We start from the raw sequence: 24,469 nt of genomic DNA, 5'->3' as shown, positions 1-24,469 counted from the left end.
TTAAGCGGTTTTTGCAAATACTGATACTGTTTTATCCCCGCTGAACTGCTTTATTTGTCTTTTTAACGGAAAAAATAAAACAAAAGATGCCATCTTTTATAGATTAATATAAAGTATCTATGACGGGGAGTGTTAGTAATGTTAGAGGGCCTGTTAAACCGAATAGAGGCCGAGCTGGTTAGCAGAGATCCCAGAATTTCGGGACTTGACATTGTATGCTTTGACGAGAATAGGGGTAGGGTGCAATTAGCCGTGACGGTCGTGCGTGACGGGCGGGAAATGCAACTGCCGGTATCTGTATCCATGGGAGAACTAACGGAGGATGAAATGTCTCGGACAACGGGGATAATACTGCAGACGGTGGATTTAAGCACATGGGGCAAGCATGATTTTAAAATGCGGGAATCTGTTAAAGTTACTGCGTAAATGTCTTAATGAAACTATTGGCCCTGCCCTAAATAGGCAGGGTTATTTGCTTAAGTTTAAGGGTGTCAACAACCTCGTCCCCTTGACATTCTCTTTGTTTAAGTTCGCAGCATTCCGTAGTGGAGAGCCGGGTTCAGCCACCCCTTCAGTTTACCGTATTTGATCGTTGACGCCAGCATCTCTAATTCGCTAAAGAGCAGTTCCTTAAAGATGTTTCTGATTCGGTCATTGTGTGTGCACTCTATCAGAGCCTGGGGGTGCATCAATAGTGCACCCTGGATTCCTTGGAAAACCCATCTAAAAATATTATCGTCATCCATTAACATGGTGGGGGCTCTCGATGGCATCACATTGGGGGGCCTGTTTGGCAAGGGAACCCTGAAGTGGACAAGCTCCTTTTCAAGCATCCTCGCCTGTTTCAAAAGTGTCTATACGTCTCTTTCCAGAAACAGCTTGAAGTCACTGTCTTTGGCGAGGGCGATGAAGGTCTGCGTCATCTCAATATTATCGTTCCGGTAGGTTAGGTGGTCCCATAGGTGCAGGGCTTCTCCCGCGCACAGCTCCTCTTTGGCATCCTCTGGTATAGGGGCTGTTTGCCGATCCATCCTTTGGTTTTTCGCTTCTTCGCCTATCCTTATTCAGCAGATTGTGAGGCAAAAGTGTTACCAGGTTGAATTAGAACATTGGATGATTAAAAAATAATTGAATTGGTTGTTGTTTGTAGGTAATATGATCAATATAATGAAATTGGATTAATCCAATGGGGTGATTTGGTTTGAGGGTGATAATTAACAGAGAGGCTGATACGCGGGTCTATATTCAGATTTTTGAACAGGTGAGGCGTCAAATATTATCCGGTGAGCTTTTGCCCGGTTTTCGCCTGCCACCGGAAAGAAAGCTGGCTGAAAGCCTTGGTGTGAATAGAACTACGGTATTAAATGCTTATCGCGAGCTAAAGGCGGAAGGATTGGTAGGCTCGCGTGTTGGCAAAGGAACTATTGTGCTTTCATACCCCGATGAGGAACTGAATTCAGGCAACAACTCTTCGCAGGAGCCAACTTGGAATCATATTTTCAGTAAGTATTCAAGTAATTTTGATTCTTGTATGGTTAAAGACCTGCTGGCTTTGGCAAGCAGAAAAGATGTAATTTCTTTTGCCACCGGAATTGCTTCTCCTGAAACCGGTCCTATACATGTGCTGAAAGGGATTGAGCAAGAATTGGTTGAGCAAGAGAATTATAGAGCTTTGCTGCATACACCAACAGAAGGCTTTACTACCCTTCGTGAAGCTGTGTGCGGCTTAATGCGCGGAAGAGGTGTTTATTGCCAATATGATGAAGTAATGCTGCTTTCAGGGTCACAACAGGGAATTGATCTGGCTGCAAGGGTAATACTTGATCCCGGAGATATAGTTGTGGTGGAAGAGCCTTCATTTTTTCCGGCGATTCAGGCCTTTAAAACAATTGGTGCAAGAGTAATCGGAATTCCAATTGATGATAAAGGTATGAGGATTGATGTACTCGAACAGCTTCTGCAAAGGTACAGGCCAAAGTTGGTGTACACAATACCAACTTTTCAGAATCCTTCCGGTACTGAAATGGAGCTTGATAGAAGAAAGCGGCTTGTGGAACTTGCGTATAAATACAGGGTTCTCATTGTTGAGGATGATGCCTACGGAGGTCTTTGTTATGAAGGTCATTCCCTCCCTCTGCTAAAATCAATGGATAATGACGGATATGTTATTTATTTAAGCACTTTTTCCAAAAATGTATACCCGGGTTTAAGATTGGGTTGGATTGTGGCGCATAAAAAGGTTGTAAAACAATTTGCCGCGGTAAAACAGATCATGGATTTGCATTCAAACAGTCTGTCCCAATGGATCATTGAAAGGTTCATAACCAGCGGATCTTTTGAATCGCATATACATAAAGTTTGCAGGGAGTACAGGGTAAGAAGGGATGCTATGTATGATGCGCTATCCCAATATGCTCCGAAAGATTTGATCTGGAACAGGCCCAGAGGTGGTTATTACATCTGGTGTAAGCTTCCGGAAGGCGTATCGGCGTCAAAGCTTATTTCCAAAGCCGCAGAACGCAAAGTGGCTTTTGTGCCCGGAACTCCTTTCTTTGCCTCTGGACAGGGTGACAGTTTTATTCGCTTAAATTTTACCTTTGCGGCACTGAAGGACATAAATGAAGGAGTAAAGAGGCTGTGTGAGGCTATGAAAGTGTTGATTGAACATAAGGATAACCATGAGATTTATACCGATATGGAAATCAATCCCATTGTATAAGAAGATTTAAACATATTTCTGAATAAAGACTGAAAAGCCATAGATTGGAGGTGCCGGCATGGATTTTAAATATGCTAAAAGAATGGCGCATCTGAAGGCGTCAGAGATACGAGAGATTTTAAAGGTAACCGAAAGGCCTGAGGTGATTTCATTTGCCGGTGGTTTGCCCGCACCGGAACTTTTTCCGGTTGAAGAGATTAAAGTAGTCAGCAGGATTGTGCTTGAGGAAGATAGTGCCAGGGCTTTACAATATACTACCACCGAGGGTTATACTCCTCTAAGGAAGTGGATTGCCAATAGGATGAATGCAAGGTTGGGTACTGCATTTGCATCGGAAAACGTACTTTTAACTCATGGCTCGCAACAGGCGCTGGATCTTTCAGGGAAGGTGTTCCTGGACGAAGGAGATGTCGTGCTGTGTGAAAGCCCCACCTACCTGGCGGCAATAAGTGCGTTTAGAGCATATGGCTGTAACTTTATTGAGGTGCCCACAGATAATGACGGAATGATACCCGGTGAACTTGAAAGGATTCTTGAAAGTGCCAAAAGGGTGAAATTAATATACGTAATTCCTGAATTTCAGAACCCGACAGGCAGGACATGGAGTCTTGAAAGAAGAGAGCGGCTTGTAAAAGCAGCTATGAAGCACCAGGTTATGGTTGTTGAAGATAATCCCTATGGGGAGCTCAGGTTTGAAGGTGCAGCGCTGCCTTCTGTGAAGTCGTTTGACCAAATAGGCTGTGTGCTTTGCCTGGGGACCTTCTCCAAAACATTTTGTCCGGGATATAGAATCGGCTGGGTTGCCGGAGATAAAAATGTAATTGAAAAATATGTACTTGTTAAGCAGGGGGCCGATTTACAATGCAATACAGTTGCCCAGATGGAAATAGCCAAGTACCTTGAATTGTATGAAATAGATGACCATATTAATAAAATACGTGAAGTATATAGAAGGCGCAGGGATTTAACTGTTCAAACGATGGAGGAGGAATTTCCTGCAGGAGTAACCTTTACAAGGCCTCAGGGTGGTTTGTTTGCCTGGGTTGAACTTCCGGCCAATGTTAATGCAAGGGATGTTTTGGAAAAAAGTCTTGAAAAGAATGTTGCTTTTGTGCCGGGTGGTTCATTCTTCCCCAACGGCAGCAAAGAAAATACCTTCAGAATAAACTTCTCCAACATGCCGGAAGACAGGATTGTAAAAGGACTTAAATGCCTTGCAGATGTTTTGCGCGAGTTTGTATAACAAGTATTAAAACATATCGGGGAGGGGGGAATATGTTGTGAGGTGTCAATAACCCCGTCCCCTTGACACCCAAACAGATTAAAATATGTCTATTCTTTCTAGTAATAATTTGTTAAAATGAGATTGAATTCACAATTAAAATTGTGTTTTTCAACTTGTTATTATATAAGTGAAGCTGAATTATTTAAAAATATAAACTTTTCAAATGTATCAAAAAGAGGTACATGGCTATGGCGTTATCGAAATTCCAAACCTTGAAAAACCAGTTAATTATCATTGTTTTGATAGCTTTGCTGCTGCCCTCGGCGGCAATGCTCTATGATATTTACTATGCGTCCAAGACAGACGACGTTTTAATAGCCGAAGCTGAAAAGAAGCTGGAGCAAATAACTTCTTTTGTAAGTAATAATATTTACAACCAGATAAACAACGAGGAAATGGTGTATAGCAATGAAGAATTAGTCGGCATATTCAACTTGGTTGCGGAATCCCTGGCTAACGGCAACTACCCCGGGGTGCGTCTGTGCCTATATGTCACTGAAACTAACCAGATATATATTCAAGGTTACTTGCACGAGTTCGGTGACCGTCTTTCTGAGGAAAAAAAAGAGCGGGATCAGCGCATATATGATGAAGCCAAGGAAGGCATTGCAGCCGTGCAGGCCAGTGGAACCTTCATTACCCGGCTTGGCAACACCTGGGATGATCAATTCCTGGAGCATCTTGTTCCCATCAAGGTGAATAACCAAATAGTGGCGGTTTTGTGGGCCGAAGAAAGAATGCACCCTATTTTTGCCAAGGGCAAGCATGTGCGTTTATTCGTGCGCTATGTTGTATTTACAGTTTTCGGCCTGGGCGTTTGTTTTACCCTGTTGACCATAACCAATATGGTAAACCGCATACGCTCAATTAAAAACGGTCTGATACAGCTGGAATATAACTTAAATTACCAGCTGCCGGAATTGCCGGGCGAGATGGGTCAAATTTCCGGTGCGATTAACAAGATGGCCCGCGGGCTTGCCGAAAAGGAACAGGAAATCGAGCATTATAAACGACAGGAAGACCTCATGGCCATGGGGCGCCTGACGACTGAAATAGCCCACGAATTACGGGCGCCGGTAAGCATCATTCAGGCCACGGCTGAAGCTATGGAAGCAAGCTCCAGGGATGCCACGGACATTAAAGATTATATCAATAGAATAGAGCAACAGGTTGACCGGCATAACAAACTAATTCAAGAACTGCTTGAGTTCGGGCGCCCAAATCCCGGAGCTGTGGAGATGCTGGACTTAAATGAGCTGATTGATGTTATAATGTCTTATGTCAGGCCCCTTTTGGAAAAGAACGATATTTTACTGAACTATACCAATACATCTACTGAATCACTATATATAGACGGCAATGCCGATAAACTGAAGCAGGTGTTTATAAACCTGATTGTAAACGCCATTGAGGCTATGCAGCCAAAAGGCAAGTTAACCATCCAAATCCGGGCTGAAGATGATCAGGCTGTAATTACTGTCCAGGACACGGGTAAGGGCATTCCTCAGGAGGATCTGCAAAACATATTCGAACCATTTTACACCAGGAAAGCCGGTGGCAACGGGCTGGGGCTGGCCATCAGCAAACGAATCATTCAGATTCACAGCGGTTCCATTGAAGTGGAAAGTAAGGCGTACAGCGGAAGTGTCTTTACTGTACGCCTGCCGGTACAAAAAGAATACAACAAAACCAGGGCGGCAGCAGCTAGGTAAAAAAAATGCCTCCTTGCGGAGGCGGGAGAGGAGAAGTTTAAACTTTATTTACAGCCCTGGAGGTTTTGTCCTCCAAACAAGGCTGGGATTGTCCGGGTTCCAGTAAGCATCGCATTCCAGGCAGCAATACTTACCTAACGGAGGTATGACACATATAATCATCCCGCCAATAAATGTAAAAGGAATTAAAATACGTCCCAAGGGGTAGATATAACCTATCAGGTAAAGAATCATTGACACTCCGATACCAAGGGCCAAACCCGCAGCAAGTCTAATGATGCGACCCGTAGTTGTATCACTTGAACCGCAAGACGGGCAAACAGGTGTTTTAATTCTAAACGGCCATTTCATGTTAATCCCTCCTCGTATACCGCAGATTAACACCCACAAGATCCATTTTATGCCAGGGAAATAACATCATATGATTGCAGTAAGAGTTTTAATATTACATTATCCGGCTATAAATTAAGTGCTGCTTTTTGCAGGGAAGACCCGGAATAACTCCTGAACTTCCCTGCTTAATGTTTAATCAACGCTATGCTCCGCTTTGCATTTGTTGCTCCATATTGCGCTTTTCACGCCTCTCCTTCATGATACCAATAACCAGCAAGTAGAGAATGTACGCGCAGATACCACACGCCGCCGTCAGGATTACCGCGCAACCAACCGTGTTAACTGTATGGTATGTCTGGAATGCCTGCCACCAGTCCGGCCGGTTGGCCACTTCCAGCATGTATTTATGCATTTGTTCCGGATACTGCAGCATTATTTTAGCCTGATTACCCGTAATTCCTTCGGCTTGGAGCACTTCCAGCATGCCCTTTTCATATATTTTGCTATAGTTGGAAGCTACCTGTTTCAGTACCACCGAAGTAAAGGCGAAGAAGCAAGCACATGCGTACACCAGGCGAATGGTGAGACCGTACACGTACTTGGTGCAGATGGTGCCGAACTGTGCGCCTACAGCCGCGCCGCACAACATCAGGGTGGCGGCCACCAGTTCAACCATTCCCTTGGCGCCGTAAGTAAAACCGCCATAGGCCCCTGAGAACATCACCTCAAACAGGTCGGTGCCCACGGCTACTTTGGTGGGAACGCCAACCAGATAGATCAGGGCGGGAACCCGCAGCAGGCCGCCGCCGATGCCCAGTATACCGGCCACGAAGCCGGTGAAAATACCCAGAAAGATCAGGGCCCAAACGGAGATGCGTATGCGGGCGGTCTTGCAATAAATAACCGGCCACACGTCCAGGTTATTTTGGATCCATTTTGATAATCTGTTGCCAACCAGGTCTTTGACTTCTTTACCGGTTACTTTCTCCATCTTCTTGGCATTTAAGTATTCTCTCAGCATAAAGAAGAACATGCAAAACAGTAAAACCATGTAGATGTAACGCACCACCGGACCTGCCAGCCCTATACTATTCAGAAACATTAGTGTTTGAGCGCCTACCTCAACACCCGACATGGTACCTATAAGCATAGTTAAGGCTATAATTACGCTAACGTGACCAAACCGCCAGTGTCTAAAGGTCGACACCACAGACTTGCCGGCAACGTGCGCCATATCAGTACCGACTGCGTACACCATGGGGAACCCGAAGAGGTTAAGCGCCGGCGTAACCAGCCAGGCCCCGCCGAGGCCGAAGTAACCACCTACTACGCCTACAGTAAAACCTATTAAAATCAACGGCCACCAGGCCATTTCAACACCGCTCATTGGCATGTGCATCATTTCTATCCACACCTCCAATTTAAAGAATTATTATTAACTGATTATAAATGTATACACAATTCCCAGGGAATAATTTATACTATACAAATGATTGATTCATTACGCCTTGGCATTTCCTTCCTGTTCATCCAATATTTCCTCGTATTCTTTTTTGTAATCGCCAAGATGAATACCTGTAAGCCTGACCACTACATCGGCTACCACGGCAAAAGCCAGGCCGAACAAAGACATGTATATCGGGACAACGAGACCGCCAAGAATAGGATTATTATCATGAAAAGCTAAATACCATTCAAAGAAACCCATATTTTATTCCTCCTTCCATTTCTTTGATTACAATTTAGCAAAACACATTATTTGCTAAGGAACTTCAAAGTGGCCAGGGTGTAAACCCAATAACTGCAGGATCCAATACAGGTTACTACCATGAATACCCGCGCCAGAAGTTTAAGCATAAATCATCACCTCCTTTGCCGAAATGTGATCGTTGGCACTTTCACATGTGTAACTGGTCATGTTTCCCCCCCCTTCGTTTTACCCCTCACTTACCCATCAGAGTAAAATTTTTTATTCACTATTCTGCCAGAAAAATATAAAAGCCGGGAATCCCCTTGCTAATATTCAACAAGGACACCCGGCCTATCGTTGTTCGATTTAGCCTTTTAACTGTTATTTTCCTTTGTTGAACGTATTATACCCCCGACAAATTGAAGAGTCAATATTGATTGTAAAAAAAATCACATGAAAGTCAAAAATCTTCATGAAAGCCGGTACTACTAGTTTCCTGAGTATAAGTGTTATCCAAAAAAAAATGCAATAATCTTGCATTATATTTGACAAATTTGTCGCTAAATATTATTGTTTATAAGCTATTGGCAAATTGACTAACAATTTATAATTTTATAAAATAGAAATGATTGTTTTAAATCAATTTCAGGTAAGGAGTGAGCTAACTTGGGTAAAAATGATTACATTCATTGGGAAGAAACCAGTTTGCTGCAAGACATTGTTGATGCTTTTGGAGTTTTTGCTATTGCTTTTTCATGGATTTATTTTTGTTTCTATTACTACGGACCAATAATCAAGTAAATACCTCTCCTGGCATGGGCTGATTAATTTTTGCTACCAGACCTTGGATGGGTGGGTTGTATCTGAATCCCCCAGCTTTAAAGTTTTAATAGCTTCGTATATTAATACCGGCTGGCCGTTTTCAACCTTGATCTTTACTTCGCCCCATTTAAGTTGTCTGATAAAACGGATTAATTGTTTTTCCCTGTTGGTTAACATTTTGCGCTTATCATTATCTGGAGGCATGAAATCCCCTCCCCGGCAACATTGAAATGTTGATACTGAAAAATGTTCTGAAAGTGAAATCACCAATCATCTTGGTTTGTCACGTGGTATAGTTCGCACTTTTTCCGCCGATTCACCCAACAACAATTCTCTGACTGTTTCACGCAGGTTAGATACTTTAACCGGTTTGGTTAGGTAACCGGTTGCGCCTTTATCCACTGCTTCAAGGGCCACAGACATTGAACTGTAGCCGGTCATAATTAACACCGGTACCAGGGAGTTCGTTTTGCGAATTTGTTCCAATAGTAATAACCCGTTACTTTCCTTTAATTTAACATCCAATAGAACCAGATCAAAGGAATGGCTATTGAAAATAGCTATCCCTTCATTACCGTTGGTGGTGGTCACTACTTCAAAACCATCCTGGTTCAACGACTTTTCCAGCGCCCAGCACATTCCTTCTTCGTCATCGATAATTAAAATCTTTTTCATGCAAACCATCCTTCCAATTGCTTGGGTAGAGACAACCTCGTTATTTTTTGATGACCGAGGTGATTACCTTGAAAAGCACAAAGCCGGATATCCAGGGTAATTTATACCTGGAATACCCGGCTTATCGTTGTTCGATTCAGCCCTAATATTTAGATTAATTATATGATATTAAATAAATGGGTAATAGTCAACAGGATTGCTAAAATAATCACAATCATGGTTGTGATATAACACGGCCTTTAACGGTAATTTAATCAGCCGTACCTTGATCACCCAGTTCTAATGTTTTTATGGCTTCGTATATTAGTACCGGTTGACCGTTTTCAACTCTTACCCTTACTTGGCCCCATGCCAACTGTCTTAAAAAACGGATTAATTGTTTTTCCCTGTTGGTTAACGATTTGTGGTTATTACTGGTTGGGAACATGAAAAATTCCTCCCTGGCAATAATCTAAAATATGTATAATTAATTTTGTAGCGCGGGTTAATTATGCCGGTTGTTCCATGATATAGAAATGATAGCTATTTAAAAGCAGTAAGACGACCTTTGGTCTTTTTAGTTGATGTTTCTGCGTTGACAGATTGCTCTAACAGTTTGAATGTTCTAATTGCCTCACAAATCAAAACCGGTTTTCCTTTCTCAACACGAATTTCTACCTCGCCCCAGCCTAGATCCCTTATAAACATGATTAATTGTTTCTCGGAAGTACTTAATGACACATACCTCACCTCAAAGAATCTGAATTAAAACTGGAAAGTGCTATATTATGTCAAAATATTGTGCGATATATCACATATTATCACTGGTTAAGCAAATGGTCAATGTAATTGTTCTCAAATTAAGAAGAATTACTTATTATGTAATTAATTACTTTGTACCTATTGACACAAAGTATGGTTGTTGGTATACTTTACTTAAATATAACTGAGGCTGAATCGAACAACGATAGGCTGGCGTGTAATTCACTGCCAGCCTATTTCCTTATCACAGCTAATATTTTTTTAATCTATAATTACAACTGAAATGAAACGAAATCATTACGGCTAAATCGAACAACGATAGGCCGGCATGTTGGTATAACGTGTCGGCCTATTAATTTTATAAGGAAGGAGAGGGGATTAATATGTCGAGTATCTCTCAAACCGGTGAAAATTGTCATCATATAGAATCAGCCAGTGCCGTCGTAAATTTTCTTAAGCCTCTGGTGACTTTTTTCAAATCTAAATCCGTAACCAGAACACCAAGGATTTATCACGGGGATTATTCATATCAGTCAATGCCTGATATGGCCTTTGTAAATTTTATGCACATGAAAAATGTAACATTTGTGGAAACGGGAGATTGCTATGTATACATATTTGACGAACCTCAATATCAAGGCAACTATATCATAGCAGGCCCCAAGGAAGTTGTTCCAATTTGCAAATGCGGCTCCATCATAATAAGTCAGAAAAAACTCCCGGTCAGCATAATACAAAAGGACGGTAAGCCACCCAAAAAAATGTGGGAAGTATCAGGAGCCAGTTATCAATATCATTGTTGTATGGGTTACAAGTTTGTTTAGCAATATAATCAGGCCAGTACTTCTCCCTGTTGGCGTACAAGTTCCTGATACTCGTTAACGCTGTAACCATTGCAAATAAAATAGTCAAACAAAAAATCCAATTGTTTTTTGGTCATTGGTCTTTCGTTAAAGTAATGAACTCTCCCGTTACTGATTTTAACCCATCCCTTTTGTTCAAGGGTATACTCACCATTCATTTGAAAAGGGATGCGATTAAGCAGTTGATAACCAAACTTTTTACACAATTTTTCGGCATAGATTGAATGGTCCACATAATTACATTGATATAAAACGCCTTCTCTGGACAGCCAGCCGTCAATGCCTTTTAAATCACCGTTATACGGCTCTAATTTAATTGGTTCGGTGTGTCTCAACCAGGCCTTGAACATCGTTCGTTCACTCCTTTCCCTTTTTCATGTTTTTAAATTATATAATACTATATATTGGCTAAGATGCAAAATGGTTTATTGCTTTGTAATATAATTATCAAGCAACAGGGAAGGCAATGGGGTTATTGTAAATATTTCCAGTGCAAGGTGCATGGCTGAGGGGGGATTAAAAAAAGGAATGCATTTGATTTGCCACAACTTAATATCGCAGCAAGGAACATATGCGGAAGCACAAAAAAAGATCTGGTTGTTACTTATTAAACCGGTACCCCGTTCCCCAGAGGGTCTCGATAAACTCTGGGTTGGACGGGTCTTTTTCTATCTTTTTCCTTATTTTTTGAATGTGCACCGCCACGGTTGCCGTATCCCCGTAATAATCGTCTCCCCATATGCCGGCGAGAATATGTTCTTTTGAAAAAACAATGCCGGGGTTGGATGCAAGAAACACCAACAACTCGTATTCCCTGGCGGTCATCTGTACATCATGGTCGTTGACGTACACCTTGCGGGATGCCGTATTGATTTCCAAACCCCTGTGGATGATTATTTCGGAAGGAATTTGGCTGCCTTTGAGCCGCTCATATCTTCTGATATGGGACTTGATCCTGGCCACCAGTTCCCCGGGGCTGAACGGTTTGGTCAGGTAGTCGTCGGCTCCATATTCCAGTCCCCTGATCTTATTTATATCCTCGTCTTTGGCTGAAATCACCATCATCGGAACATCCAGTCTTGCCCTTATTTCTTTGATGATTTCATAGCCGTCCTTGCCGGGCAGCATCAGATCCACAATAATGACATCATAATTGCCCGCGAGGGCTCTTTTCAGCCCCTGGGCTCCATCCTGGACGATGTCGGCCTTAAACCCGTTCAACTGAAGATAGTCCCTTTCCAGTTCGGCGATATGAAGATCATCTTCGATGATCAGGATGCGTTTCATACCTAAATCCCTTCCTACTCATTCGGCAAAGTGCAGTGTTATCGTAAAACACGTGCCTTTCCCTTCCTCGCTGCAAGCCGTAATGCTTCCCCTGTGGGCTTCTACCAGTTCCCTGGCGATGGCCAGCCCGAGCCCGGTGCTCATCAGGTCTTTAGTGCGCTCTTTATCGATGCGGTAAAACCTGTCGAAAATATGGGGGAGTTTGTCTGCGGGGATGCCCGGGCCGTTATCGCTGAGTTTTAAACAGGCCAGATCACCCTGCTTCGATAGCTCGGCCTTTATGACCAAGCCTTTCTCCGGTCCGTATTTTAAAGCATTGCCCACAATGTTTCTCAGGGCCTGATGCATTCTTTTCCTGTCCAGGGAAACCGGCAAATCCTGTTCCATTTTATCGGTGTAGAGAAACTGCACCTGTCTTTCTTCCAGCTCAAGACCCAGTTCTTCCGTTAAATCACTCATAAAAGCCCGGACCGGCACCTGCTCAAACTGAAAATTCAGCTTCTGCAGGTCAAGTTTGGCAAACAGGAAAAGATCGTCTATCAATTTGTTTACGTAAACGATATTGTGATGGGTGATCTGCAGATACTTTTTTTTGTTTTCCGGCGGAATGCCGTCTTCATCCAGGATGGCTTCAATATAACCCTGGATGGAGGTGATAGGTGTCTTCAGGTCGTGGGAGATGTTGGCGATGAGGGACTTTCTGTTTTCTTCGTATTCAGATTTTATTCTTTCGCTTTCTCCCAATTTCCGTGCCATTTCATTAAAAGAAGCCACCAGCAGGCCGATTTCGTTTCGCATTTGGCACTCCACTTTTACGTCATAATTGCCCCTGGCGATCTCCTCCACGCCGTTTTTCAGCGCTTCTATGGGCCGGAAGACTCTTTTTTCCACGCGCAGGAAGAATAATGCCTGTGCGATTTCTTTGGCAATGAGCAGCGCTGCGATAAAGATGACGATGGCCTTTATTCCCGCCAGCTTGAACAGCAAAAACAGGATCAGTAGGTTGAACAGCAGCGCAAAGGGGCGAAAATAGTGCAGGGATCTGTGCATCCGGTGAAATTCCCGGTGATACATCCGGTGCTGCTCAAATTTTTCAAAAAAGTGCTCGCAATTTTGATGCTTTTCGTGGTGGTTAGGCCTTCCGTGAAAGCGTTTGAATTCCTGAAAGAACTTGTGCATTTCATCTTTTTTAGCCACATCCGTCACCTGCCGCCCCTGTTTAACGATCTTTTATCTTCGCACAGCCTGTAAGACCCCGCCCCCATAGGTCGGGGTCTTACAGGTTGTAAGCTCGAAATAAGCGCGACTAAGGTTCAGATGGGGTCAAAACCACCCACCTGAACCAAGTCTTCTTTATCATTATAACCTTAACCATGCGATAACTGCGCACAATATTTTAAAATCACTGCCTGGTTCCGGCGCTTCGCGTCCGGTGAAGTACGGCTCGCTGCGGATGAAATTGGGCCTCAGTTGCACCTTCTTCACTTGATGGCAGCAGTTTTAGCGCCGGGACTGCGCAGGGGCTTTTTAACATTCTGAACGGTGCTGTTATTTTAGCGAACTCCCGGGTCGTTTCAAAACCATGATCGCCCCTTGCGGGCACGTTTTGGCACAGGCTCCGCAGCCGGCACAATTTTCCGGGCGCACAACGCGGACGTGTTTATGAAAGAAGAAATCCATTTTTCCGAGCACTTTCCCGGGACAGATTGATACACATTTCCAACAAGCTTGGCACAACCGGGTGTTAACCGCTATATATTCAGTTGCGCTGTGCCTGCGGGCATTAAAGCGCCCGGGACAATGGGAATGGCCGTGTTTTCTCATAGTCATGTTTACCAGGTAAGGCTCAGTTCCACCTGTAAATTCAGTGGATGCGGCGCACCGGATTCATCTTTGGCTTGACCTTCTGCGTTCAACAGAACCTTTTCCACTTCATTGTTCTTATTAACACGTATTGTCAGCCGGGTGTTCCCGATTTCCATGCCGGAGAATTCTTTGAACGCACCATGGGAGCAATGATTATGGTGCATCCTGTGCTGTTGTAATTTTTCCTGGAGGATGGTTTTCATATCCCCGGGGATATCATTAAAATCCAGCGATATAAGCGTGCTTTTATCTTCCTGTGCCTCTATTTTCATGCTGTTTAACATACTAACCATAATCGCCAGCTTGTTAAGCTTGCCCTTTATTCCGCCACACTTCATGCCGTCCTGATAGCCATGGTGAGAGTGACGGTCGTGCCAGTGGTGAAAAACACCGCGATGCATCAAGCCGTGCCTTTGGCAACCGGGGAAGCCTGTCAGGTCAAATTCAGTGTTGCTTTCATGCTTCACTTTCTTTCCGGCACAATCGGTTTCCAGGGAAATCTTGGCCTTTATCCACCCTTCCGTCATGTTTTTTTCAAAAGTATTGTTCAAGTTAAAGATCTTGACCTGATCCTTGCTGCCTTCCACTTTGAGGTTTCCTTTAACAGACTCTTTTTCTTTCATGGTCATAATGACGTCATATAGAAGCTTCACTTTACCCATTGATACGACCTCCTTGTTTTTGATGAGTTCATTTTAAGATAGGGCTTTAAACTGCATATAAAAAGTTTTTAAAAATTTTATAAAAATGAATAAAAAGTTTTTAAAAAATTTAGGTCTGCCCCAAAGATGGAGCATTTTCAAAGATATATTGACATCAGGCGAAGTAGATCATAAAATAAAGTAAACTATTAGTTTACTTTATGACATAAGTGTGAATTTGAAGGAGTGTAACTGTTGGGAATCAATGAACGTAGGAAAAAAGAAAAGGAAATCCGCAGAAACGATATTATTGACGCTGCGGAAAGAATCTTTTTTTCCAAGGGATATAATAATGCCACGATGGACGATGTGGCGAAAGAGGCTGAGTTCAGCAAGAGAACAGTGTATGTCTATTTCAATAGTAAAGAGCAGATCTATTTTGAAATTATGACAAGGGGATACAAACTGTTAATCAGTAGGTTAAAGGATGATTTACAAAAAGAAAAAGACTGCAATGCAATTGAAGAAATAAGACAGATGTCTTTAACACTTTATCGGTTCAGCAAGGATTATTCGGAATATTTTAAGGCCATTATGGAGTATGAAAATGGTAAACTCGATTTCCAAAAAGGGATTCCAGATCAATCAAGAGAAGAATGCTATGCTCTTGGAGAGGAAGCACTGGGTTATTTGATCAGAGCGCTTGAAAAGGGTATTGCAGAAGATTCCATCCGCAGTGATTTGGATGTAGTAAAAACAGCTCTTATATTATGGGCCAGCATGATTGGTGTGTTGAATATCGCGAAGCAAAAGGTAAACTATATAATGAACTATCACCGGACGACACCGGAGGAATTGGTATCAGCAGCTTTTGAACTTATCATCAGGGCAATACAAACTGAAAGCGGAGGAAAGTTTCGATGAGCAAGCGGGTGGTGAAAAATACAATGATCATTATTCTTTCATGCATTGGCGCTTTACTAATCATAGCTTTTGCGTCTTTATGCATCATTAGTGGGATTCTTGAGCCGCCAAAGTATTTAGAGCCTTGGCAAAAGACCTACTCGCAGAAATTCGCTGATCCAAGGATGCGTCTTGTGGCTCACGGTTTGTTGGCTGCAAACGGCCACAATATGCAGCCATGGAAAATTCGACTTGATAAGAATGATAATAAGGTGTTCTACTTATATGCCGACAGCGACCGCCTAACAAAAGAAGTAGATCCTTACGCACGGCAAATGATGGTTACCCAGGGTACTTTTTTGGAATACATAATCATCGCCGGCGCTGAATTAGGGTATAAAACTACGGTGGAGTTATTTCCTGAAGGTAACTATAATGAACAAAAACTTTCGGAGAGCATGAAAACTAATCCAGTAGCAAAAGTTACTTTTGAGGAAACCGAGCCGAAAAGCAGCTCACTTTATGATTACATGTTTTGGCCGGATACAAACAGGGCGGCATACCAGTCAACCATGTTAACCTCTGAGCAGATAAAACAGTTGGCAACCACCAATGCCGACATCAATATGTCGATAAAGATTTTTCAAGATCAAGAAAACGTAGATAAGTTGGGAAGCTATGCCATAAAGAGTGCAGCCATTGAGGCGGGCGTAAATCGTGTCATGCGGGAATCACAAACCATCTTTCGTGCTAACGAGTACCAAAAAAATAAATATCGTTACGGCTTTTCGGTCGAAGGGCAGGGTACTTCAGGCTTTATGCGACACCTTGCGCAGGGCTTGGTCACGCTCTTTCCTGCGATGAACAGCGGGAAAGCCGCATCGGATCTTTTTATTCAATCTACCCGGACATCGGTGGACAACACACCGGTCTATACCATGATTATTACAGATGACAATAGTCGTTCCAGCCAGGTCAAAAGCGGTATGCTTTACAGTAGATTGCTGCTGACAGCTCACAGTTTGGGTTTGGTGATGCAGCCGCTCAGCCAGGTGCTGGAGGAATACCCCGAAATGAAAGAGCCATACAGCAGCATCCATCGCGACTATGCTTCAACCGGAGGTACCATTCAGATGCTCGTTCGTTTGGGTAAGCCTACAAAAGAAGTCCCGCAAAGCATGCGACGTGATGTTATGGATTTGCTGGTTGAAGAATAAAACTGTTATACGAAAATTAAATGCTATAGGTTAGAAGGGCGGTCTCTTTTTATCCTGCATGGGCAGGATTTATTTTTTTAAGGGTAAAATAGAGAATGTGACTAATTTATGAAACCGGGGTGACTTCGCTTGCTGGAAGGCAGGGAGATCAAGGTTGAGATATTTGATATCAATCATGCCGGAGAAGGAGTGGGCCGGGATGAAGGAAAAGTTGTATTTGTGCCCGGCACTGTGCCCGGCGAGCTTGTTGCGGTACGTTTGACGGAAGTTCATAAAAACTATGTCTGCGGTATCCCACTGGAGATAATCAGTATATCCGAAAACCGCCAAACGCCGGCCTGCGCGGTTTCAAACAATTGCGGAGGGTGCAGGCTGCAGCATATTACTTATGAAGAACAGCTACGTCTAAAGACAGGGCTGGTTAGACAAAATCTGGCCCGTATCGGGGGCGCGGACGGTGCTTTGGTAAAACCGATAATCGGCATGGCAGATCCGTGGCATTACCGGAATAATGTTCGCCTTAAAGTGCAGAGGCGTAACGGTAGGGTGCTTCTCGGTTTTTACGAGCAGGAATCACACCGGCTGACAATTGTAGATAGCAACGAAGAACAGCCGTGCCTGCTTGCCCACAGGGAACTAAACGAAGTGGCGATATCGGCCCGCAGGTTAATGGAAAAGAGCGGCGCCCAGGCCGCTCTGCCCGAAGAAGTTACGCTGCGCCGGGGCAGTACCGGAGAAATCATGGTTGTCATGATAGCAGAAAATGGGAAAAACAAGGAATTAACAGGTCTAGCCGAAGGATTAATTTTAATACCGGGCGTTGCTTCAGTGATTGAATACCAACGTCCTGTTACTAAAAAGGGGTATGGACGCTATAAACGTTTAAGCGGGGCAGAATTCATTATAGACGAAATTGATGGTCTAAAATTTAAAATCTCCGCCGGTTCATTTTATCAGGTTAACCCGGTGCAGACAGCTGTTCTATATCAAATTGCGCTCGGCTATTGCGGGCTACAGGGACAGGAGGAAGTGGCTGACGCTTATTGTGGGGTAGGCACCATAACCCTTTATGCCGCGCGTAAGGCAGGCATGGTGCGGGGGTATGAGGTAGTACCCGGGGCGGTTCAGGATGCCAGAGCCAACGCCGATTTAAATGGAATCAAAAACGCCAGCTTTTATCAAGGCCCAGCGGAAAAGGTGCTGCCGCGGCATATTGCTGCAGGTTTTCGGCCAAGTGTGATATTGCTGGACCCACCACGCAGCGGCTGCCGGCCGGAAGTTCTGGAAGCGGCGGCAAACAGCTGTGCGCGGCGGATTGTATATGTATCCTGCGATCCCGCCACACTGGCCAGAGACGTGAAAAGACTTTCCGAACTTGGCTATGAACTGGCGGAAGCCCAACCGGTGGACATGTTTCCCCATACGAGTCATGTTGAGACAGTGGTAAGGATAGAAAGAAAATAAAAAGCCGATTATACTATAAACAATAAATAATAAAAAGAAGGTACATGATGATAGAAATAGGGAAAATGCAGAAATTGCAATTATTTAGAAAGAATGAAATGTGGGCGTATTTGAATTATAGAAATGCAAAAGGCAGGGATGATATTTTATTGCCTAAAGATGAGGTGCCACAGGAACTTGAAATAGGTGCTGAAATAGAGGTATTTGTTTATAAGGATTCTGAAGAAAAACTCATAGCTTCGGTTAGAAAACCAAAGCTTATAATTGGAGAACTGGGGCTTTTAAGAGTAGTTGATACTACTAATTTTGGTGCTTTTTTAGACTGGGGTTTAAAGAAAGACTTGCTATTACCTTTAAGGGAACAAGTGGGTAAGGTTTCAAAAGGAGATTTATGTTTGGTAGGTTTGTTTATTAATAATAGAAATAAAATATGTGCAACTATGCGCATATATAATCTGCTAAGCACCGAATCACCATATAAACAAAATGACAGAGTCCACGGAATTGTTTATAGCATAAATAGAGATATCGGAATTTTTGTAGCAGTGGACAATAAGTACCATGGATTAATTCATAATAATGAATTGTATGGCAATTATGCTATAGGTGACTATATAGAAGAAAGGGTTAAGAAGGTGAGGGAGGATGGTAAGCTGGAATTAAGTTTTAGAAAAGAGGCTTACAATGAAATAGAGAGTGATGCGCAAAAGATTATGACTCGGTTGAAATTAAGTAGTGGTACTCTCCTAATCAATGATAATAGCTCCCCTGATTATATAAAAGCAGAGTTAAACATAAGTAAACGTGCCTTTAAAAGAGCCGTTGGACGACTTTTAAAAGAAGGAGCAATCAAAATTACAGAGGAAGGTATACAGATGCTATTAAGGAAAAGTCAATTCCATTAGAATTTACTTCATATCAAATATCTATCACCTATGCTAACGAAACTGATGTTTTGAATATTGCTCTATTTGGAATCACCACCAGGCTGTGGCGTGAAGGAAATTCCGATAAAACCGGAAATATTAGAGATTATGCTACCTTGAATTAATGAGGCTTATGGATAAAAGGGGCTCCACTGTTTGAAGATAGGAGAACAATATGATAATTATGCTTTTTGGCATATCGAATGTAGGAAAGACTGTAACGGGTGAGAAGCTTGCAGAAAGGTTGAAATATTCTTTTGTTGATTTGGATGAAGAGATAAAAAGAAAATTACAAACAACCTTGGAGAAATTTATGCAAGATTATCCATATTCACATGGAAGATATAAAATAAAGGGTAAGATTTTAAAGGATTTACTGAAAGAATATAAAGATAATATGGTTATTGCGGTTAGTCCAATTTATCATGCAAGAAATTTTAACTCACTTTTAGATTTGGAACAGGTAATTGCAATTGAATTGCAGGATTCGGAGGAACACATTTTCGAGAGAATGGTTTTTTCTGATGATAATGACAATATATATAAGGATGATGAATATAAGGAAGAACATAAAGATTATTATATCCGAGATATCCATGAAGATATTGTATTTGCAAAAAGGGTTTTCAAAAAAATAGAGAATAAGTATTTTATAGATAATCGCCCCGTAGATCAAGTTGTAGATGAATTAGTGGCCATCATTAAAGATATAACTTTAAACAAATCTGATTCCGTTGAATAATATAGTAGATAGCGTCCATGAAGGAAACCTTAATAATAGATATGGCGCAGGCCAAATAGTCCTTCCAAGAATTGGGCAAGGCACCTTTAAAGTCCTAGTTACGGAAGCATATCATAGACGTTGTGCAATTTCTGGTGAAAAAACGTTACCGGTTCTTGAAGCAGCACATATAAAACCCTATTCCCAAGAAGGGCCGCATAGTACAAGCAACGGTCTGTTGTTGAGGAAATACTTGCATACACTATTTGATAGAGGATATTTGACTATTGATGAAAGCTTACATATTGAAGTTAGTAAGCGGATAAAAGAGGGCTATGGTAATGGCAGAGAGTATTATGCCTTTCATGGTAAAAAACTTGTAGAGGTGCCGAACAGTATTCAAGAAAAGCCGTCAAAGCAGTTTTTAAGGTGGCATAATGAAAATGTATATTTGGCGTAGGCCGATATGTTTCCCCATACGAGTTACGTTGAGAGTATAGTTCTGATGACGAATTGTGGTTCGAGGGTCAAATAAGACAAGTCAACCACTATATGTAGTGGTTTTGGAGCAAAAAACGGGCTGAAAAAATGCATTATTCGGCCCGGTTTTTTTTAGGCGTTTTATAGATGACATCGGGGATTTTTGATGTTAACAGGGGTAAAGAACAAAAATCAGACTGATTCGCATTTGTATGATAATTGTAAGTAAATTGCCGCTAGAATAACAAAAGGAGGGGTTTTCTACGTTTTCTATCCTCCCTTGCATGCTTGAACTATTTCAGCTCGTTAAATTGGATCTACCTTGGCATTCCGGTTAGCGTCTTTAAGGTTTACTTCATTAAAAAATTTAAACTATCCCACTTTAAATATAACATATAAAAAATTCTAAATGTAGACTATTTATTCCGATTTGCTAGTGCTATAATGCCATAGCACGTTAATGCGATTTGTTGGAGGGGTATTATTATGGAAAGAGTGTCATCAAAATTATCAAAGAAGAACTCGCCAAAGGGGAAAAATATATGAGTTCCTATGTGCTTGGTTTTCAGGACATTGACAGAACAAAACTTATGGTTGTTGGGGGTAAAGGCGCGAACCTGGGGGAACTTTCCAGGATTGAAGGAATACGCGTACCAGATGGCTTTTGTATTTCTACTGAAGCCTTTAAAAGAATCATGGGGGAAACACCGGTGATTAACGAATTGCTGGATCAGTTATCGCTTCTCAAGGTGGAAGACCGGGATAAAATTGGTGAACTTAGCAGTGAGATTCGCAGGGTCATCGAAGGGATAGCCATCCCTGAAGACATTAATAAAGAAATCACCCGCTTCCTCTTCGGGCTTGGTGAAAAAAACGCCTTTGCAGTACGATCCAGCGCAACTGCAGAGGATTTACCGACGGCCTCCTTTGCAGGCCAACAGGATACGTATTTGAACATAATCGGAAAGGAGGCAATCCTAAAGCACATCAGCAAATGCTGGGCATCGCTGTTTACCGAGAGGGCAGTAACTTACCGCCTGCAAAACGGCTTCGTCCACCGTAAAGTGCACCTGTCTGTGGTTGTTCAGAAGATGGTCTTCCCACAGGCGTCAGGAATTTTGTTTACTGCCGATCCCGTCACTTTTAATAGGAAAGTGTTATCCATTGATGCCGGCTTCGGACTTGGCGAGGCCCTGGTCTCCGGCCTGGTGAATGCTGATATCTATAAAGTGCGTAACGGCAAGGTTATCGATAAGAAGATATCCACCAAGAAGCTGGCTGTTTATGCCTTAAAAGATGGCGGTACTAAAGAACAGGAGACCCCGCCTGAGCAGCAGAATAGGCAAGTGCTGACGGATGAGCAGATTTTGCAGTTTGAGCGCATTGGTAGAAAGATCAAAGAACATTTCGGTTGCCCCCAGGACATCGAATGGTGTTTGGCTGATGATACATTTTATATTGTCCAGAGTCGGCCAATCACAACTTTATACCCCATCCCTGAAGCAGATGATCAAGAAAATCAAGAAAATCACGTTTATGTATCTGTCGGTCATCAACAAATGATGACTGACCCCATGAAACCACTGGGAATGTCGATATTCCAGTTAACATCTTTTGGACCCAGGTTTAAAGCTGGTGGAAGGTTATTTGTTGATGTTACACATATGCTGGCTTCACCTGACAGCAGAGAAATTTTATTAGATACCATGGGACAACACGATCCGCTCATAAAAGACGCACTCATGACCATAATAGAGCGAAGAGATTTCATAAAATCGTTACCAAATGATAAGAAAGAACGAAGTCCAAGTAAAAGCAATAAAGGTATGCCGTCTTCGGGTTTTCATACACAAATCGAAAACGATCCGACAATTGTTTCTGATTTGATTAAAAGTAGTCAAACATCGCTAGAAGAGCTAAAACAAAACATCCAAACGAAATCAGGGCCGGATTTATTTGATTTTATCCTGGAAGATATCCAGCAATTAAAGAAGATTTTATTTGACCCACAAAGTTCGGCTGTGTTTATGGCTGCTATAAATGCTTCATCATGGATCAATGAAAAAATGAACAAGTGGTTAGGTGAAAAAAACGTAGCAGACACGCTTTCTCAATCTGTACCAAACAATATCACTTCGGAAATGGGTCTGGCGCTATTGGATGTTGCAGATGTGATTCGCCCTTATTCAGAAATAATTGATTATTTACAGCATATAAAAGATGATAACTTTTTGGATGAACTGGTTAAATTTGATGGTGGACAGGAAACCCGAGACGCTATCTATGCTTATCTTAACAAATACGGAATGCGATGTGCCGGAGAAATCGATATTACTAAAACTCGTTGGAGCGAAAAACCAACTACACTTGTCTCCATGATTCTCAGTAACATCAAAAACTTTGAGCCTAATGCCGGCAATCGGAAATTTGAGCAAGGGCGACAGGAAGCTCTGAAAAAAGAACAAGAGTTATTAGATCGATTGAAGCAATTGCCGGATGGTAAACGAAAAGCCAAAGAGACAAAACGAATGATCAGCCTGATCCAGAATTTCATCGGTTATCGTGAATATCCAAAATATGGCATGATTAATCGCTACTTCGTTTATAAGCAGGCTTTATTGAAAGAAGCCGAACAACTCGCACAAGCCAACGTTATTCATGAAAAAGAAGATATCTACTATCTCACTTTTGAAGAACTTCGCGAAGTCGTACGCACCAATAAACTGGATTACCAGATCATCAGCAAACGAAAAGACGAGTACAAATTATATGAAAAACTAACTCCCCCACGTGTTATCACGTCTGATGGTGAAATCATTGCAGGTGAGTATAAACGAGAAAATCTCCCAGCCGAAGCTATTGTAGGTCTACCTGTTTCTTCCGGAGTTATAGAGGGACGAGCACGTGTTATCTTAAACATGGAAGATGCTGATCTAGAAGATGGAGATATATTAGTCACCTCCTTTACTGACCCTAGCTGGACACCATTGTTTGTATCCATAAAAGGCCTAGTCACCGAAGTTGGTGGGCTGATGACCCATGGAGCAGTTATCGCCCGTGAATATGGCTTACCAGCAGTTGTCGGAGTGGAAAATGCTACTGAACTGATAAAAGATGGGCAAAGAATTCGCGTGCATGGAACAGAAGGGTATGTAGAAATCCTATAACGGGGAAGATTAAACCTACCCCGAAACAATAGACACTAAAAACGCACAATATCTAACTATCTCGCATCCTGGCTTAATATTTCATTTAAAGGCAATTATGTTATGCTAAATCGCGTGGTGATAAAATAAAAGGGGTCAGCGATATGACACTGACCTTGCTTTCTGATTTGATTCGGTTGAAAATATACTGCACAAGGATAGGGTCGACACGGATAGCTACGCTGTTTACACCACCACTAAGGTCCCACCAGGTTAAGCTGCATCTTTTTATATTTTTAAACCATGGAAAAGGAGCATTACTCAGGTGAGCCTGCTAAACAGGAAATTCTATAACAGAGATTCGTTAATCGTTGCCAAAGAACTCCTGGGAAAGTTGCTTGTACGCGAAATAGACGGACAAAAGATTTCTGCCAAAATTGTTGAAACGGAAGCCTATATGGGTTTTAGGGATAAAGCCGCCCATTCCTATGGTGGGCGAAGAACGCAAAGAGTGGAAGTTATGTATGGAGGCCCGGGGTTTGCGTATGTATTTTTTGTTTACGGAATGCACTACTGCTTTAATGTGGTTACCAGGGAAGAAGAAAACCCACAAGCCGTTTTAATAAGAGCTGTCGAGCCGATAGAAGGACTTGATATCATGGCGCAAAACAGATTTGGAAAATCCTATTCCAAATTAAGTAAAAGTCAAATGAAGAATTTAACGAATGGGCCAGGGAAATTATGCCGGGCATTATCAATTGATAAAAACTTAAATGGAGAAGATGTTTGTGGCAGTAAGCTATATGTGGAAGAAGGAGAAAATGAAAAATTTAGTATAGTATCTGCCAAACGGATAGGCGTCGATTATGCCGAAGAGGCGAAGGATTATCTCTGGAGATTTTATATAAAAGATAACACCTATGTATCGGTGAAATCCTTGTAGTTTTCGGCGCCGCCAGGGCCCCGCCAGCTTCAAGC

Annotated in this window: 28 protein-coding genes; 14 read left to right on the top strand and 14 right to left on the bottom strand. The window is 42.4% G+C overall.

Annotated elements, in window-relative coordinates; all coding sequences use genetic code 11:
- Nucleotides 1-138 precede the first annotated feature (138 nt).
- Nucleotides 139-426 (top strand): hypothetical protein, encoded by a 288-nt coding sequence (locus BM056_RS09745; protein ID WP_092471168.1) that lies wholly within the window; start codon nucleotides 139-141, stop codon nucleotides 424-426.
- Nucleotides 427-524: 98 nt separating this feature from the next.
- Here BM056_RS09745 and BM056_RS09740 read toward each other — a convergent pair whose 3' ends face one another.
- Both BM056_RS09740 and BM056_RS26175 read right to left on the bottom strand, forming a co-directional pair.
- A complete protein-coding gene (locus BM056_RS09740; RefSeq protein ID WP_131820751.1) occupies nucleotides 525-752 on the bottom strand; it encodes a hypothetical protein in 228 nt (75 codons plus the stop codon).
- Nucleotides 753-854: 102 nt separating this feature from the next.
- Nucleotides 855-1,031: a hypothetical protein gene (locus BM056_RS26175; RefSeq protein WP_165613456.1), complete on the bottom strand. Its 177-nt coding sequence runs from the start codon at nucleotides 1,029-1,031 to the stop codon at nucleotides 855-857.
- 176 nt (nucleotides 1,032-1,207) lie between these two features.
- Here BM056_RS26175 and pdxR point away from each other — a divergent pair, with 176 nt between their 5' ends.
- From pdxR to BM056_RS09725, 3 genes are all read left to right on the top strand, one after another.
- On the top strand, nucleotides 1,208-2,719 hold the full coding sequence (gene pdxR, locus BM056_RS09735; RefSeq protein WP_337833501.1) for a MocR-like pyridoxine biosynthesis transcription factor PdxR: 1,512 nt from the start codon (nucleotides 1,208-1,210) through the stop codon (nucleotides 2,717-2,719).
- Nucleotides 2,720-2,777: 58 nt separating this feature from the next.
- Nucleotides 2,778-3,962: an aminotransferase-like domain-containing protein gene (locus tag BM056_RS09730; RefSeq protein ID WP_092471162.1), complete on the top strand. Its 1,185-nt coding sequence runs from the start codon at nucleotides 2,778-2,780 to the stop codon at nucleotides 3,960-3,962.
- A gap of 230 nt (nucleotides 3,963-4,192) precedes the next feature.
- Nucleotides 4,193-5,716: an ATP-binding protein gene (locus BM056_RS09725; RefSeq protein ID WP_165613455.1), complete on the top strand. Its 1,524-nt coding sequence runs from the start codon at nucleotides 4,193-4,195 to the stop codon at nucleotides 5,714-5,716.
- A 48-nt stretch (nucleotides 5,717-5,764) separates the two neighbouring features.
- Here the strand turns inward: BM056_RS09725 and BM056_RS09720 are convergent, their stop codons facing one another.
- The 3 genes from BM056_RS09720 to BM056_RS09710 form a co-directional block, all read right to left on the bottom strand.
- The gene (locus BM056_RS09720) at nucleotides 5,765-6,067 is read right to left on the bottom strand and encodes a hypothetical protein (RefSeq protein WP_092471158.1); all 303 of its coding nucleotides are present in this window, start codon (nucleotides 6,065-6,067) and stop codon (nucleotides 5,765-5,767) included.
- A 184-nt stretch (nucleotides 6,068-6,251) separates the two neighbouring features.
- Nucleotides 6,252-7,451, bottom strand: a complete 1,200-nt coding sequence (locus BM056_RS09715) for a sulfite exporter TauE/SafE family protein (RefSeq protein ID WP_092471156.1) — start codon at nucleotides 7,449-7,451, stop codon at nucleotides 6,252-6,254.
- Nucleotides 7,452-7,550: 99 nt separating this feature from the next.
- Nucleotides 7,551-7,757, bottom strand: coding sequence for a hypothetical protein (locus tag BM056_RS09710; protein WP_092471154.1), 207 nt, complete (start codon nucleotides 7,755-7,757; stop codon nucleotides 7,551-7,553).
- 648 nt (nucleotides 7,758-8,405) lie between these two features.
- Between BM056_RS09710 and BM056_RS27235 the strand changes: the two genes are divergently transcribed.
- Nucleotides 8,406-8,540: a hypothetical protein gene (locus tag BM056_RS27235; RefSeq protein ID WP_274377535.1), complete on the top strand. Its 135-nt coding sequence runs from the start codon at nucleotides 8,406-8,408 to the stop codon at nucleotides 8,538-8,540.
- 33 nt (nucleotides 8,541-8,573) lie between these two features.
- Here BM056_RS27235 and BM056_RS09705 read toward each other — a convergent pair whose 3' ends face one another.
- The 3 genes from BM056_RS09705 to BM056_RS09695 form a co-directional block, all read right to left on the bottom strand.
- Nucleotides 8,574-8,765, bottom strand: a complete 192-nt coding sequence (locus tag BM056_RS09705; RefSeq protein ID WP_092471152.1) for a DUF2292 domain-containing protein — start codon at nucleotides 8,763-8,765, stop codon at nucleotides 8,574-8,576.
- A 66-nt stretch (nucleotides 8,766-8,831) separates the two neighbouring features.
- Entirely contained in the window at nucleotides 8,832-9,236 is a 405-nt protein-coding gene (locus BM056_RS09700) for a response regulator (protein WP_092471150.1), read from the bottom strand.
- Nucleotides 9,237-9,486: 250 nt separating this feature from the next.
- The gene (locus BM056_RS09695; RefSeq protein WP_092471148.1) at nucleotides 9,487-9,663 is read right to left on the bottom strand and encodes a transketolase; all 177 of its coding nucleotides are present in this window, start codon (nucleotides 9,661-9,663) and stop codon (nucleotides 9,487-9,489) included.
- A gap of 697 nt (nucleotides 9,664-10,360) precedes the next feature.
- Between BM056_RS09695 and BM056_RS09685 the strand changes: the two genes are divergently transcribed.
- Complete coding sequence (locus BM056_RS09685) at nucleotides 10,361-10,801, top strand: hypothetical protein (protein WP_092471144.1); 441 nt, start codon at nucleotides 10,361-10,363, stop codon at nucleotides 10,799-10,801.
- Between the two features lie 8 nt (nucleotides 10,802-10,809).
- Here the strand turns inward: BM056_RS09685 and BM056_RS09680 are convergent, their stop codons facing one another.
- From BM056_RS09680 to BM056_RS09660, 6 genes are all read right to left on the bottom strand, one after another.
- Nucleotides 10,810-11,190, bottom strand: coding sequence for a hypothetical protein (locus tag BM056_RS09680; protein ID WP_092471142.1), 381 nt, complete (start codon nucleotides 11,188-11,190; stop codon nucleotides 10,810-10,812).
- Between the two features lie 250 nt (nucleotides 11,191-11,440).
- On the bottom strand, nucleotides 11,441-12,127 hold the full coding sequence (locus tag BM056_RS09675) for a response regulator transcription factor (protein WP_092471140.1): 687 nt from the start codon (nucleotides 12,125-12,127) through the stop codon (nucleotides 11,441-11,443).
- Between the two features lie 18 nt (nucleotides 12,128-12,145).
- On the bottom strand, nucleotides 12,146-13,324 hold the full coding sequence (locus tag BM056_RS09670) for a HAMP domain-containing sensor histidine kinase (protein ID WP_092471337.1): 1,179 nt from the start codon (nucleotides 13,322-13,324) through the stop codon (nucleotides 12,146-12,148).
- 205 nt (nucleotides 13,325-13,529) lie between these two features.
- On the bottom strand, nucleotides 13,530-13,730 hold the full coding sequence (locus BM056_RS26170; RefSeq protein WP_165613451.1) for a hypothetical protein: 201 nt from the start codon (nucleotides 13,728-13,730) through the stop codon (nucleotides 13,530-13,532).
- Nucleotides 13,676-13,807: a 4Fe-4S binding protein gene (locus tag BM056_RS26835; protein WP_238456405.1), complete on the bottom strand. Its 132-nt coding sequence runs from the start codon at nucleotides 13,805-13,807 to the stop codon at nucleotides 13,676-13,678. Before BM056_RS26835 ends, BM056_RS26170 begins: the two co-directional genes overlap by 55 nt.
- A 152-nt stretch (nucleotides 13,808-13,959) precedes the next feature.
- The gene (locus BM056_RS09660) at nucleotides 13,960-14,655 is read right to left on the bottom strand and encodes a hypothetical protein (protein ID WP_092471138.1); all 696 of its coding nucleotides are present in this window, start codon (nucleotides 14,653-14,655) and stop codon (nucleotides 13,960-13,962) included.
- A gap of 234 nt (nucleotides 14,656-14,889) precedes the next feature.
- On the opposite strand from BM056_RS09660, the gene BM056_RS09655 reads away from it, so the two are divergent.
- The 8 genes from BM056_RS09655 (at nucleotide 14,890) to BM056_RS09620 (ending at nucleotide 24,434) form a co-directional block, all read left to right on the top strand.
- Nucleotides 14,890-15,558 carry a TetR/AcrR family transcriptional regulator gene (locus BM056_RS09655; protein ID WP_092471136.1) on the top strand — a complete coding sequence of 223 codons (669 nt, stop codon included), beginning with the start codon at nucleotides 14,890-14,892 and terminating at the stop codon, nucleotides 15,556-15,558.
- Nucleotides 15,555-16,754: an Acg family FMN-binding oxidoreductase gene (locus BM056_RS09650; RefSeq protein ID WP_092471135.1), complete on the top strand. Its 1,200-nt coding sequence runs from the start codon at nucleotides 15,555-15,557 to the stop codon at nucleotides 16,752-16,754. Before BM056_RS09655 ends, BM056_RS09650 begins: the two co-directional genes overlap by 4 nt.
- A gap of 129 nt (nucleotides 16,755-16,883) precedes the next feature.
- Nucleotides 16,884-18,218 carry a 23S rRNA (uracil(1939)-C(5))-methyltransferase RlmD gene (gene rlmD / locus BM056_RS09645; protein WP_092471133.1) on the top strand — a complete coding sequence of 445 codons (1,335 nt, stop codon included), beginning with the start codon at nucleotides 16,884-16,886 and terminating at the stop codon, nucleotides 18,216-18,218.
- 47 nt (nucleotides 18,219-18,265) lie between these two features.
- Nucleotides 18,266-19,123 carry a CvfB family protein gene (locus tag BM056_RS09640; protein ID WP_092471131.1) on the top strand — a complete coding sequence of 286 codons (858 nt, stop codon included), beginning with the start codon at nucleotides 18,266-18,268 and terminating at the stop codon, nucleotides 19,121-19,123.
- Between the two features lie 196 nt (nucleotides 19,124-19,319).
- Nucleotides 19,320-19,886, top strand: a complete 567-nt coding sequence (locus BM056_RS09635) for a shikimate kinase (RefSeq protein ID WP_092471129.1) — start codon at nucleotides 19,320-19,322, stop codon at nucleotides 19,884-19,886.
- Complete coding sequence (locus BM056_RS09630) at nucleotides 19,879-20,325, top strand: HNH endonuclease (RefSeq protein ID WP_238456393.1); 447 nt, start codon at nucleotides 19,879-19,881, stop codon at nucleotides 20,323-20,325. Before BM056_RS09635 ends, BM056_RS09630 begins: the two co-directional genes overlap by 8 nt.
- Before the next feature lie 562 nt (nucleotides 20,326-20,887).
- The gene (gene ppsA, locus BM056_RS09625) at nucleotides 20,888-23,512 is read left to right on the top strand and encodes a phosphoenolpyruvate synthase (RefSeq protein ID WP_092471125.1); all 2,625 of its coding nucleotides are present in this window, start codon (nucleotides 20,888-20,890) and stop codon (nucleotides 23,510-23,512) included.
- Nucleotides 23,513-23,816: 304 nt separating this feature from the next.
- Complete coding sequence (locus BM056_RS09620) at nucleotides 23,817-24,434, top strand: DNA-3-methyladenine glycosylase (RefSeq protein ID WP_092471123.1); 618 nt, start codon at nucleotides 23,817-23,819, stop codon at nucleotides 24,432-24,434.
- Nucleotides 24,435-24,469: the final 35 nt, after the last annotated feature.

The organism is Desulfotruncus arcticus DSM 17038 (genome assembly GCF_900113335.1).
Taxonomy (GTDB): Bacteria; Bacillota; Desulfotomaculia; order Desulfotomaculales; family Desulfallaceae; genus Desulfotruncus; species Desulfotruncus arcticus.
Note: the sequence above shows the minus strand (reverse complement) of the source record. Positions and strands in the feature narration are given on the sequence as shown.